The 12,725-nt window shown below is 42.5% G+C and carries 10 protein-coding genes; 2 read left to right on the top strand and 8 right to left on the bottom strand.

The window, feature by feature from the left end:
- Positions 1 to 211: 211 nt before the first annotated feature.
- Both KHA99_RS03190 and KHA99_RS03195 read right to left on the bottom strand, forming a co-directional pair.
- On the bottom strand, positions 212 to 991 hold the full coding sequence (locus KHA99_RS03190; RefSeq protein WP_213115976.1) for a TerC family protein: 780 nt from the start codon (positions 989 to 991) through the stop codon (positions 212 to 214).
- 290 nt (positions 992 to 1,281) lie between these two features.
- Positions 1,282 to 2,814, bottom strand: coding sequence for a carboxypeptidase M32 (locus KHA99_RS03195; RefSeq protein WP_213115977.1), 1,533 nt, complete (start codon positions 2,812 to 2,814; stop codon positions 1,282 to 1,284).
- A gap of 245 nt (positions 2,815 to 3,059) precedes the next feature.
- On the opposite strand from KHA99_RS03195, the gene KHA99_RS03200 reads away from it, so the two are divergent.
- Positions 3,060 to 5,123 (top strand): peptidoglycan D,D-transpeptidase FtsI family protein, encoded by a 2,064-nt coding sequence (locus KHA99_RS03200; RefSeq protein WP_213115978.1) that lies wholly within the window; start codon positions 3,060 to 3,062, stop codon positions 5,121 to 5,123.
- A 27-nt stretch (positions 5,124 to 5,150) separates the two neighbouring features.
- Here KHA99_RS03200 and KHA99_RS03205 read toward each other — a convergent pair whose 3' ends face one another.
- From KHA99_RS03205 to KHA99_RS03220, 4 genes are read right to left on the bottom strand one after another with little or no spacing between them, the layout of a single operon-like run.
- Positions 5,151 to 5,606 (bottom strand): (2Fe-2S)-binding protein, encoded by a 456-nt coding sequence (locus KHA99_RS03205; protein ID WP_213115979.1) that lies wholly within the window; start codon positions 5,604 to 5,606, stop codon positions 5,151 to 5,153.
- 16 nt (positions 5,607 to 5,622) lie between these two features.
- Positions 5,623 to 6,462, bottom strand: coding sequence for an FAD binding domain-containing protein (locus tag KHA99_RS03210; protein WP_213115980.1), 840 nt, complete (start codon positions 6,460 to 6,462; stop codon positions 5,623 to 5,625).
- The gene (locus tag KHA99_RS03215; RefSeq protein ID WP_213115981.1) at positions 6,449 to 8,779 is read right to left on the bottom strand and encodes a xanthine dehydrogenase family protein molybdopterin-binding subunit; all 2,331 of its coding nucleotides are present in this window, start codon (positions 8,777 to 8,779) and stop codon (positions 6,449 to 6,451) included. The genes KHA99_RS03210 and KHA99_RS03215 overlap by 14 nt, the downstream gene beginning before the upstream one ends.
- Positions 8,780 to 8,833: 54 nt before the next feature.
- On the bottom strand, positions 8,834 to 9,838 hold the full coding sequence (locus KHA99_RS03220; protein ID WP_249366409.1) for an XdhC family protein: 1,005 nt from the start codon (positions 9,836 to 9,838) through the stop codon (positions 8,834 to 8,836).
- A gap of 190 nt (positions 9,839 to 10,028) precedes the next feature.
- Here KHA99_RS03220 and KHA99_RS03225 point away from each other — a divergent pair, with 190 nt between their 5' ends.
- Positions 10,029 to 11,351: an MFS transporter gene (locus KHA99_RS03225; RefSeq protein ID WP_213116884.1), complete on the top strand. Its 1,323-nt coding sequence runs from the start codon at positions 10,029 to 10,031 to the stop codon at positions 11,349 to 11,351.
- 35 nt (positions 11,352 to 11,386) lie between these two features.
- Here the strand turns inward: KHA99_RS03225 and KHA99_RS03230 are convergent, their stop codons facing one another.
- On the bottom strand, positions 11,387 to 11,554 hold the full coding sequence (locus KHA99_RS03230) for a hypothetical protein (RefSeq protein ID WP_213115982.1): 168 nt from the start codon (positions 11,552 to 11,554) through the stop codon (positions 11,387 to 11,389).
- A gap of 274 nt (positions 11,555 to 11,828) precedes the next feature.
- On the bottom strand, positions 11,829 to 12,614 hold the full coding sequence (locus tag KHA99_RS03235) for a C40 family peptidase (protein ID WP_213115983.1): 786 nt from the start codon (positions 12,612 to 12,614) through the stop codon (positions 11,829 to 11,831).
- Positions 12,615 to 12,725 lie beyond the last annotated feature (111 nt).

Consider the following 12,725-nt stretch of genomic DNA (forward strand, 5'->3'; position numbering starts at 1 on the left):
TACTGTTTCTAATAATATGTATCACTCCAATTTAAACAATAAAAAGGATTAAATTAATACCCTTTTATTCAAAATCATTCCTCTCTTAATAATATCTGTTAGGTTACGTTACTATGTCAATATTATATCATAACATATTTTAACAAAATTAATTTCAAAAACATAGAAGAGGCTGTTCCGTATTGAAACAGCCCCCCTTTTTATGATTTCATTATGATACTTCTTTTTCTGACGTTTTTAATACTTTATCCTTTGAGAAGAGCCATCCGGCTCCTGCAATTCCAACTAAAACAAGGTAAAAACTTACCTTCCACTCGGTTGAGTGGGCAAAATCTTCATTTAATATTGCTAGTTCAGGATGGGAAAGTGTATAGACTGCCAGTTTTACACCCACCCAGCCAACAATCGCAAATGCGGCAATTTCAAGGCCTGGGCGTCTTTCGAGAAGCTTAACAAACATATTAGCTGCAAAACGCATAATCACTAGACCGATAATTCCGCCGGCGAAGATGACCAAGAACTTTCCTCCATCTAGTCCGCCAATATTCGGAAGCGGCGTATTGGGAAGAACGACAGCCATGGCAACAGCTGCAAGAATAGAATCAACAGCAAAAGCAATATCCGCCAATTCCACCTTAAACACGGTGGTCCAAAACCCACTTTTTTTACCTATTTCCTTTTTCTCTTTTCCTTCAGCTTTTCTTTTTACTACTTTACGGAAAATGTGATTGCCGGCCATAAATAATAAATAAAGGGCACCAATGGCTTGAACCTGCCATACATCCACTAGGAAGGAAATGGCAAAAAGAGAAGCAAAACGGAAGATAAATGCACCAGCCAACCCGTAAAATAATGCCTTTTTTCGTTCTTCCTCTGGGAGATGTTTTACCATAATCGCCAATACCAAAGCATTATCCGCCGCTAGTAAACCTTCTAATGCCACCAAAATAATTAAAACCCAGCCGTACTCCAACAATAGAGATAAATCCACTATACAATTCCTCCTTTAAAAGGTTTTGGTTCACAAAATACCCTTTTGCCAAATAAAAAGGCCTTTACCGAATACAGTAAAGGCCTAAAAAAGCATATAAAAAGACTTTACAGTAAAGTAAAGGTCTTGCTAACAACGTCCAGGTTGCCAATAAAGCCGGAGAATAAATTCTCGGAATGACGACTTTATTGTAGCAGCTACTCCCCTTTAAAAAGGAAATATTTTATTACTTATACTTTATTAAACTTTTAAAAAGATGTCAACATTAGTTTTTATGATTGGTAAAGTTTTTACAGTTCGTAAACTTCGGAGTATTTTTTCTCAAGGTAATCCACCAGGTAATCAGCATTTAATTCTTCTCCTGTTACCTTGACAATTAATTCATTCGGTGTATAAAGCTTCCCATATTGATGAATATTTGCCTTTAACCAGTCTTGCAGACAATCGAACCGGCCATTTTCAATAAGTTGATAAAATTCTGGCAAATCGTTTTGAATCTTCTTGAGAATTTGCGCAGCATAAAGGTTCCCTAACGAATAAGATGGGAAATAACCAATGCCCCCAAAAGACCAGTGCACATCTTGGAGAACTCCCACTGTATCGGTCCTCGGAGTTACTCCCAGGTAATCCTGCATCTTTTGATTCCAAATGACTGGGAGATTCTTTGCTTCGATTTCACCAGCGATTAGAGCCTTTTCGATTTCATAGCGGACCATAATATGCAAATTATAGGTCAGTTCATCTGCCTCAACACGGATGAACGATGGCTCAACTGTGTTAACCGCCCGATAAAACTCATCAACAGACACATTTGCAAGCTGCCCTGGGAATGTTTCCTTAAGCTTTGGATAGAAATAATTCCAAAATTCTTTACTACGGCCGACCATGTTTTCTAAAAATCTTGATTGAGATTCATGAATCCCAAACGAGGCACCGCTTTGAAGTACAGATTCCTCATATTTCGGATTAATATGCTGTTCGTAAATGCCATGACCCGCTTCGTGGATCGTGCCAAATAAAGCAGAGCGCACATTTTGCTCCAAATAACGTGTTGTCAAACGTACGTCCCCGATATTCACTGTTTGTGCAAACGGATGTACAGTCTCATCCAATCTTCCGGCCTCCATATCAAAACCAATGATTGGCAGGATATAGCGATTAAATTTTTTCTGCTTTTCAACTTCAAAAGCCTGGCTGAAAATTTCCGACTTTGTTCCTTTACCATTTTTTTGAATCCGATTTAATAACCGTACACTGGATTCTCTTAGCTTTGCAAACAGCGGATCCAGTATTTTTACGGTTAAACCAGGTTCAAATTCATCTAGCAAAGCATCATATGGATGGTCCTCATAGCCATAGATTTCAGCGAACTTTCGCTTGTACTCCACAATCTTTTCCAGATACGGTAGGAAACGCTCAAAATCGTTATTTGCTCTTGCCTCCTCCCAAGCATCATTTGCCTGTCCTGTCAGCACGGAATAGTCCTGGAACATGTCAGCGGGAATGCTTTTGGATTTTTCATAAAAAGTCTTATATTCTCTTACCTTCGCTTTTGTTGCTTCATCTAAGACTGCAGAATTCGCAGGAAGTGTTAAAGTAGTAAGCAGTTCACCCATTTCCGGAGAAACCGATAATTTAAAGACCTCTGTCCTTAATGTGCCGGCTGCCTTTGCAAAAACGTGTCTCCCTTTTTTCGGCGCCATCACCTTCTGGTCCCAGTCAGCCAAACCGATAATACTTGAGTAATGCGTTATTTTTTCATCTAATGCCTTAAATTTCTCCAATGACTCTTGTAACTTCGGATCCAATACCTTCTGTTCCATATTAGCCCCTCCCTGTATCTATTTTCCAATGGATGAAAAAGCTGCTAGTTCATCCCTATTTATTATAAAGGATAACTGGTCATTAGGGAAAAATTTTGAAAGCACTTTCAAAATGAATTTTATTTCTTTTCTCCTCGTTTTTATGTCTGTATAAATTTTACAAATGGGTGGAAAATACAAACATTGTTAAATACTTCCGAAGCTTATTAATTAACAATTCATAGAAAAAAGGAAGTGAAAGCTAATTGGAGAAGGAAAAAAAGAAAAAATCCCACTTTCCCTTTCGTTTAAATTTCCTTTTTTTCAGTGTGTTTTTATTATTTTCCATCCTTATCCTAAGGCTTGGCTTTGTTCAGATTGTCTATGGAGAAAATTTCAAGAGGGATTTGGAACGGAAAGAAGGAATTACAGTCAGTAACCCTGTCCCAAGAGGAAAAATGTTTGACCGCAATGACCGAGTTATCGTGGATAATATCCCTAAAAGCGCCATTACCTTCAGCAACGAAGGATTTACCCTAACAGAAATGCTTGAAACAGCTGAGAAATTAGGAAAACTAATCGATAAAAAAACAGATAAGCTAACCGACAAAAATAAAAAGGATTATTGGATTATAAAAAATCCAATGCAAGCAGAAGCAAAAATCACCAGAAAAGAAAAGGAATTGTTTGCAGCAAAAAAATTAACGGATCAGGATTTATATAAATTAAAACTGGAACGCGCAAGTGACTCTGATTTGAATTTATCCGAAGAGGAACTAGAGGCAGCCGCCATATTCCGAGAATTTACGAGCGGGTATAAATTCACTTCACAGCTTGTTAAAAATGAAAATGTCAGTGATGAGGAATACGCCGTTGTCAGCGAAAATCTTGAGTCCCTTCCTGGTGTAGATACGACCACCGATTGGGAGCGGTCCTACCCTTTCGAATACACTCTTAGGTCTGTCCTTGGCAAGGTCACCAATTCAGATGAAGGACTCCCGGCCGATCAATTGGATTATTTTTTAGCAAGAGGATACAGCCGCAATGACCGGGTTGGCAAAAGCCAACTGGAACTGCAGTATGAGGAAGTACTAAGGGGATATAAAACAAAAGTAAAAAATGTAACCGATAAAGCCGGAAGGGTCATTGAATCGCAGCCTGTTTCAGACGGCCAAAAAGGGAAAGACCTTGTCTTAACCATTGACATGGACCTGCAAAAAGCGATTGACCAGATTATCGAAGAAGAACTCTGGGCTGCCAAAAAAATGCCGGGTACTGCCTTAACTGACAGGGCTTATGTTGTTTTAATGGACCCCTTTACAGGCGAAATATTGGCCATGTCAGGAAAAAAAATCGTCAAGGATTCTTCTGGGAGAAAAGTTATGGAGGATGATGCCCTTGGCACGTTTACAACTACATATAATGTCGGATCCACGGTGAAAGGGGCAACTGTCTTAACCGGATATAAAACGGGAGCGATTTCACCGGGAACAGTATTTGATGATGCCGGAATTAAAATTAAAGACACTCCGCTTAAAAAGTCTTATGCCTATTTAGGCAGATTAAATGAAATTGAGGCGTTAAAAAAGTCCTCGAATGTTTATATGTTTCATACAGCGTTAAGAATTGGAAACGCGCATTATGAATACGATAAACCATTAAATCTAAAAAATCTGCAAGCGTTTGAAACCATCAGAAACTCCTTCGCTTCATTTGGTCTTGGGACAAGAACGGGTATTGATTTGCCAAATGAGCAAACTGGATTTAAAGGAATGAGCAGGCTACCAGGGTATTTGCTCGATCTGGTCATCGGGCAGTATGATACCTACTCAGCTATGCAGCTTGCCCAATATGTTTCGACCATCGCAAATGGCGGCTATCGGATGCAACCACATGTCGTGAAGGAAATTCGCCGGCCTGCTTCGGGAACGGAGGTGCTGGGTTCCGTGGCACAGGAAATTTCTCCTGTCGTTTTAAATACAATTGATGCCAAAAAGGAGTGGTTGAACCGAGTACAGACGGGCTTTCGCAAAGTCATGCAAGAACCGGGTGGTACGGCTTTTAAATTTTTCGAAGGTGCTCCTTATGCACCTGCCGGAAAAACCGGTACTGCGGAAGCCTTTTATGATGGGCCATTAAGAAGCCGCTTTGGAGAGATTCCTCCATCAGTTATGAATCTAAGTCTTGTCAGCTACGCTCCAAGTACTAATCCTGAGGTGGCGATGGCTGTTGTAGTTCCATGGGCGTTTCAAGGAGATGATGATAACAAGGCTAATTTAAAAATTGGCCGAAGGGTTTTGGATGCCTACTTCCAATTGAAAAACCGATAAGGGTAGAGGGTGCCCTTAAGCACCCTCTTATTTTTTCTCCAATACACTTTTTACTGCCTTCTCAATTTCAGCATAACCGGTGCACCGACAAATATTTGATTCAAGCCATTCCTTGATCGTATCATCACCCGCATCTGGATGCTGTTTAATTAGCGCATGGCAGTTCATGATAAAGCCTGGTGTACAATATCCGCATTGAAAGGCAAAATTTTCGACAAAGGCTTTTTGGATAGGTGTATCCTTTAACCCTTCAATTGTCGTTACCTCTTTTCCAATGGCCTCAACAGCCAGCATCAAGCATGATTTCATCGGCCAGCCATCCACATTTACCGAACATGCCCCACAATCACCATTTAAACAGCCTGGTTTAGCGCCTGTCAGTCCAAGTCTTCCGCGCAGTACAAATAAAAGGGTGTCCGCAAATCTGGCGGTCACCATCCGCTTATCTCCATTAACATTCAATGGAAAAGTGTGCAGGCTCATTAAATGCTTCCCCCTTTTACACTGTCATTCCATCCAAAGATCGAAGGACATCAATAAACAAATTTTTTAATACAAATAGGCGGTATTCAGTGGACCCTTCAATATCATTTAAAATGGGCCGAGGCAAAACAGTAAGTGCTCTTTCAACTCTTGCTTCTCCCGTCACTCCCTGCCTGTTTAATACTTCCTCCACTTCCCTCGAACGGAATGGAAACGGGCAGAGTCCGCTAATGGCGACGCGGATTTCCCTATCGATTTTGAGAGCCGCAATGGTAATTAGCGGATAGCCTGTGTCCCACTGTTGACGCCGTTTTATGCTGATAGAAGGTGCCTCAACAAACCTTCTTTCAGTGGCTAATTGAACGAGAAATTCTCCTTTTTCCAACTGAAGTTCCTGGTTAAAAACATCATGAATAAAGGCGGTTTTCACACCTTTAGGACCAACAAGAACTACCTGGCTATCTGATAATAAAAACGGCAGTACAGCCTCCCGATAAAAAATTTGTCCGCATATATTGCCTCCCACTGTTATTTTTCCGCGGGCGGTGTGATCGGCAATTTCACTTGAGGTCTTTGTTAAGAGCGGGAAAGGGTTTGCCTCTTCGATATTTGTTAAAGACAGGGTACTTCCTAAAACCAAGTATTCCCCATCCATCTCCATAACTCTACCTTCTGCTATCCCCTTAATATCAATAACAGCATCGGCATGAGCCAAATCAATTCTTCCAAGTGTAATCAGCTCAGTTCCACCGGAAAAAAACATCGGCTTCTTTCCTTGCTGTGCCACGTATTGGTATAATTCAACAGCTTCACTGAGCGATTGCGGCCTGTAATAATCAAAATCAAATGGAAGCATTTCTTGCTGCCTCCTTTGCCTTCCATACTAATTCTGGAATGAGCGGCAAGTGGTGAAAGGATACTCCTGCCGCCAGTGACAATGCATTTCCGAGTGCTCCTGGCATCCCCATCAGCCCATGCTCCCCGACACCACGGGCACCGTATGCGGAATCAAGGGCAGGAGTTTCTACAAAGCCAACTAAAAACTCAGGGTTTTCGCCGTAGCGAAGGGGTCGATACGTACGCAACTGAGGATTTAGAACTCTGCCAAGCTCATCAAAATAAAAGGTTTCTCTGCCGGCAAAAGCGAGTCCCATGCTCATCGCTCCCATTACCTGGCCGAGGGCTGCTTTCTCATTCATTACTTTCCCTATATCGACAACCGTACAGGCCTTAACCAGTCTGTAGGTATAATCCCGGCGGTCAAATTCAATTTCAACACCATAAGCCGCAGGCGTCCATTCCGGCCCTGGTTTTCCGGCGCCGGTCTCAGGATCTAAATGGCTAAGATGCCTTAATACAATATTGCCCTTGCCAATAATTTGCCCGCCAATGGCGTTCCCATTTGGATACTGATAGCCGTAGCCAATATCTTTGAAATGCAGTCCGATCGCAGGATCATCGCGTAAATATACCCGGCTTCCGCCCACCTCTAAATCTTGGATCGGCGCCCTTAACACGCAGGCTGCGATCTCTGTTAACTGACGAATAACATCTTCTGCCGCCTCGAGTACCGCCCGGCCGCCCATATAGGTACCACGGCTGGCCACCGTTTTCCAATGTTCAGGTGTTGTCTGCGTATCCACCTCCATCCGCACATGAATTTTGTCAACATCCATTTTCAACCGTTCAGCAAGAATCTGCGCGAGAACTGTTTTCGTCCCAGTGCCAATTTCAATCACACCCGACATCAAATTGATGCTCCCGTCGCGGTTAAACGTCAAAATTACCCCCGAAGGTGCATCAGGGTCTATCGTTGATGTTTTCCAGCTGCAGCTTATCCCTTTTACTCTTACATACCGCTCATTTATTTCTTTTACGGGTCCTTCATTCCAATTGAACAGTTCTCTTAATTTCTCAATACATTTTCTCAGGTCCCCGATATTGCTTCGATTCAAAAGAACCCTTGTCGGCGTTGTATCCCCTGGCTGTATGGCGTTAATATGCCTGAGCTCCAGCGGATCCATGTTTAATTTCCCGGCGAGGATATCCATGGTCCGCTCGATTGCAAAGGAAAGCTCTGAATGGCTGAAGCCCCTGAATGGTGCAGCATAGGGGTGGTTTGTATACATACAATAGGAATCGCACCAGACATTTTCAAGCTTATAGGGCCCGGTACAATCTACCGCCCCAGACCTCGTTACATCAATCGCTTTATCGGAATATGCGCCCCCATCCCATAAGTATTGAATCTCGGCAGCCTTAAGTTTCCCGTTGCGGTCAGCGCCCAATTTTACAGTGGCATCTAGGCCGATATGGCACGGGGATGTAAGTATATCTTCTTCTCTTGTATTTAAAAGCTTAACTGGTTTTCCGCCTACTTCCTTTGAGGCAATGTAGGCAAGCACCTCAAGCTGTACAGATGCCTTCCCGCCATAGGCACCACCAACAAACGGGGTATGAACAATAATTTTCCCCATGTCCTCCCCAAAGTAATCGGCAATTAACCGTTTTGCCATAAAGGGCGCCTGTGAAGAGGTCATAATAATAATTTGTCCATCAGGCAAAATTTCTGCTGTCGAACACCTCGTTTCCATCGCCGCGTGATCAGATGGGGCAAATGAGAAACTCGCCTCCACCACAACCTCGCTTTCCGACCACCCCTTCTCCATATTCCCCTTTCGAATTTTGATATGAGTGGCAATATTGGTCCCAGGCACTGGATGGGAATCCTCTTCCTTTTTGTATTCACCTAACCGTTCATGGACCAAGGGCGCATCCCTTCTAAACGCTTGGGTAGGCGAATTAACGACAGGCAATGGTTCATATTGAACATGAATCAAATCAGCAGCCGTTTTCGCCTGCCCAGGAGTATCTGCCACAACGAGGGCAACTGGTTCGCCGTGATACCTAACCTTATCGACGGCAATTGGCGGCCGGTCGCGAATGGCTTCACCTGTTAACGGATAGCGTTTTCCTGCAATAATCGCCCTGACGCCCGGGACCTGCCTGGCCTTCGAGGTATCAATGCTGACAATTTTGGCATGGCCATATGGGCTGATGACCATTTTTGCTGACAGCATTCCGCTGGTTTGATAGTCATGTGTGTATCTGGCCCGGCCCGTCACTTTATCGAATGCTTCCTTGCGAATGACACTTTTACCAACAACCTCCAACTCAGGTCCCTCCCCAACTCTCTATCTTTCTTTTTCCGTGTCCGGTAAATCCGGCTAATCAGGTATGGTCCATAAGTGCTCTCCTTTTTCACTGACCGGTTTTCGCCATGCCTCAATCATTTCCGCAATGATACTAATGGCAATTTCAGCGGAACCCTTCGCCCCGATTGACAATCCGACCGGTGAATGAACCCATTCCGGAATCTTTTCTCCATTTAGGAGTCTTGCAGTTCTCTCTCTAGTTCCAAGAACCCCTAAGAATCTAATATTCTCATCTAGCAGCGGCCAGAGAATTTCCTGATCCCTTTGAAAATGATGCGTCATAATCACGACAAAATCATAGAATGAAAAAGAGATTTTCCGTAAAAGCTCCCCGGGGAACCCTATTAAAAGCTCGTTTGCTGCAGGAAAGTTTTGTTCCTGACAAAGCGCTTCCCGCCAATCGCACACCATAACTGAAAAACCGGTTTCTGCTGCCAAAGAAACGAGCGGTTTTGCATCCGGCCCCGCTCCAAAAACGATTAACCTTGGCTTTGGCTGATAGATGTGTTGAAAAATGATGCCATCTGTCAGCAGCCCACTCTTGGAGGCAAAATTAATAATTGGAAATGAACCTCCCCAACAGCCAAATACTTCACCTTTTTCAGGTACAAAAACATACTCCCCCAAAGGGTCCAAGCTCTTAAACCCTGCCACCTTGATATTGTTATCGAGTAATTTTTTTACCAATTTCATATCTTCTTCTAACTTCCTGTTAATCGGCTCAAGTAAAATATCAATGGTTCCGTTGCAGCCCTTTCCCCAGCCGATGTCATCCTCCGCAGTCAAATCGTACCGGACAAGCTGGGGCTCTTCGCTTTCAAGCACTTTTTTTGCCCACTCCGCTAAATCAGCTTCCACACAGCCGGCACTTACCATCCCGATCTGGGATCCGTCGTCGATAAAAATCATCGAAGAGCCTTCTCTTTTATAGGCAGATCCCTTTACATCAACAATAGTTGCCATCGCTTTTTTTCCAGGATGGTTAAGTGCATTGATCGTTTGAAAAAAATCCTCCATGACTCTCCCCCGCTTCAACACGTAAAGTCCTACTCTATTTATATGGCCGGGTAGGCTATTCCTAGAATGAAAATTCATTATTTAACGGCTAGAGACAATGGGTTAAGGAAATGCTAAAACAAAAATATGGGAATGATTCGACTTGAAACAAACACGTGCATTGTTTATAACAGGCGTTGCCTCGGGAACCATGCTGAATCCCCTAAATTCATCGATGATCGCGCTAGCGTTACATAGCATTCAGAAGGACTTCCAACTATCCTTTTCAACCGTTTCCTGGTTAATTACCGCCTTCTATTTATCGAGTGCTGTAGCACAGCCGGTAACAGGAAAAATTGGAGATATCTTCGGGAGAAAAAACACCTTTTTGTTTGGCTTAGTCCTTGTTGCCCTTTCCGCCATTGGCGCTCCTTTCTCTACGACCTTCCTATTACTAGTGGTAATGAGATTAGTTCAATCGATTGGCAGCAGTGCGATTTATCCTTCAGGGATGGCGTTAATCAGGGAGCATATTAAAGAGCGGCAAGCATCTGCCCTCGCTGTTTTGTCAATTTTCGCCTCGGCAATGGTTGCGCTCGGGCCGACGATCGGCGGCTTTTTAATTGTCTGGGGAGGTTGGCCGGCAATTTTTTGGGTGAACCTGCCTTTTGTTTTCCTTAGTTTCATGCTTGGCTGGTACATGTTTCCTAAGGATGTGAAAAAGGATAAGGAAACGGTTAAAAGGTTATTTTCCCACCTTGATTTTTGGGGAATGGGATTTTTTGCTGCAGGAATGGTATTATTTTTGTGGTTCTTGCTTTCCTTTGAAAAAAGTGTCCATTTTTCAGCAGGGATTGGCGGCTTACTCTTTTTTGCTTTATTTGCTTGGAGAGAATTAAAGGTTAAAGAACCATTTATAGATATTCGTATTTTTAAAACCAATCCTCAACTAACTTTGGTTTACGTACAGTTCATTTTGTTAAATATCTTTTTTTATTGTTTATTTTTCGGTCTGCCTGCCTATTTTCAGGAGGCAATGGGACTTGGCGTAGAGAAAAGCGGCATGATTATGCTGTTTATGTCGGGAGTCAGCATTATCATTTCAACGTTTGCAGGGAAGTGGGCAGATAAATCAGGTGTGTATCAGCCGATTATGGCAGGAGCATTGTTATCAATTATCGGGGCCTGCGCCTTTACATTCTTTTTTGTTGGCGCCTCCATTATTGTGATTGGGATCCTGTTATCGATTATGGGGCTAAGCTATGGTATTGGCAATGTTGTGCTTCAAGTGGCGATGTTAAAGGAAAGTCCAAAAGCGATTATCGGGACTACTTCCGGATTGTTTCAAACCTGCCGTTATCTAGGTTCGATTTTTTCCACCATCATTCTTGGCATGATATTTGGCGCTGAAGCATCACCTGAAAAAATGAAAATCGTTGGCGGTATTATGATTATTCTCGGAACCATCAGCTTTTTAATGAGTGTATGGTTTTCTAGGCAATCATTACGATTCGGAAATTTTAAACAAGTGTGAAGAAAAGGAACAAGGCTTCTTTGGGCTTTGTTCCTTTATTTCTTTTCCATCAGCTTTTTAATTTCATCCCTTGGACTCCAGCAATTGAATTTATAGCTGGATTTTGTCTCATATCCCAAGCGTTTGCAATAATAAAGCATTCCTCCCGCTTTTTTCTCAGCTTTAAAATGCAGGCAGGTTGCGCAGCAATGATAATCTTTCATCGAATTTTCTCCTCCTGAGAAGGTTTCTTAATCTATTAATTTTTCATTCATAGTTTTTTCATATTTAACCATTATGATAGTAACAGGTTCGATATTGAACCATTCAACCTCCGCCCCCTTTTAATAGATATTTGTTTTTGCCCGGCCTTTCTTGGCCGGGTATTTTTTTATGTATAGTATAATGGCAAAATATAGTTTCATAAACTAATACTTTCTAATTTTTTGGAAAAAGAAAAGACCTTTACCGATTGCGAAAAGGTCTTTTCTGTCTTTATTAAAATGCTGTTCGCGCACCTAGGTAGCGAGATTTCCAGTAGGTAAGGCTCATATCGCTGATGGTGACCCCTTTTGATCCTGCATTAATGAATTTATTGTCCCCAATGTAAATGCCTACATGTGTTGGACCTGGGGCATATGTTTCATAAAACACTAAATCGCCGGGTTTAGGACTTGTGATAGAAGTTAATCCGGACCACTGTGTCGCAGCCGTTCGCGGAATGGATATTCCTACTTTATCAAACACGTATTTCGTAAACCCACTGCAATCAAATCCCGCAGGCGAATTTCCACCCCATAAATACGGAGCTCCAATCAATTTTTTCGCCTCATCGACTACCAATTGTGCTTTTGAAACTGTTGGCGCAGGTGCTGGTGCCGGAGCTGGTGTAGGTGTCGGAGCTGCTGCTGATTCCGGAATCCAAAGCTTTAGGACTTGTCCTACATAAATAGTGTCAGAAGTTAAATTATTGATAGATTTAAGCTGGGCAACTGAAACATTGTTGTTGACGCCAATACGGTAAAGAGTGTCTCCTTTTTGAACTGTGTATTCATGAGAATGAGGAGCAATTAATGATAGTTTTTGATTTGCGTAGATGGTATCGCTAGTGAGGTTATTCCATGTTTTTAAATCCGTAACTGATAGATTATTGGTGTGCGAAATTCTCCAAAGAGTATCACCAGATTGAACCGTGTAGGTCATTTCGTGGGCGCTTGCCGCTCCCGCATAAGAGGATAAGAAGATGCCGGCTGCCGAGACGGCTGTCAGTAGCTGTTTTTTCATTCCTGTTGCACTCCTTCAAGATATTTTATTTACATGTTATCGAATAGTTAAGTTGGATAAAATGCCAAAGATATGGTTTACATGGAATTCTTCTACACAATTGGAAATAAA

The organism is Neobacillus rhizophilus (genome assembly GCF_018343535.1).
GTDB classification, from domain to species: domain Bacteria; phylum Bacillota; class Bacilli; order Bacillales; family Cytobacillaceae; genus Neobacillus; species Neobacillus rhizophilus.

Bases quoted from the DNA above. Each gene is read 5' to 3' on its own strand.
- KHA99_RS03195 (WP_213115977.1), bottom strand. From the start codon at position 2,814: ATGGAACAGAAGGTATTGGATCCGAAGTTACAAGAGTCATTGGAGAAA.
- KHA99_RS03205 (WP_213115979.1), bottom strand. From the start codon at position 5,606: ATGAGCCTGCACACTTTTCCATTGAATGTTAATGGAGATAAGCGGATG.
- KHA99_RS03210 (WP_213115980.1), bottom strand. From the start codon at position 6,462: ATGCTTCCATTTGATTTTGATTATTACAGGCCGCAATCGCTCAGTGAA.
- KHA99_RS03220 (WP_249366409.1), bottom strand. From the start codon at position 9,838: ATGGAGGATTTTTTTCAAACGATCAATGCACTTAACCATCCTGGAAAA.
- KHA99_RS03225 (WP_213116884.1), top strand. From the start codon at position 10,029: ATGCTGAATCCCCTAAATTCATCGATGATCGCGCTAGCGTTACATAGC.
- KHA99_RS03230 (WP_213115982.1), bottom strand. From the start codon at position 11,554: ATGAAAGATTATCATTGCTGCGCAACCTGCCTGCATTTTAAAGCTGAG.
- KHA99_RS03235 (WP_213115983.1), bottom strand. From the start codon at position 12,614: ATGAAAAAACAGCTACTGACAGCCGTCTCGGCAGCCGGCATCTTCTTA.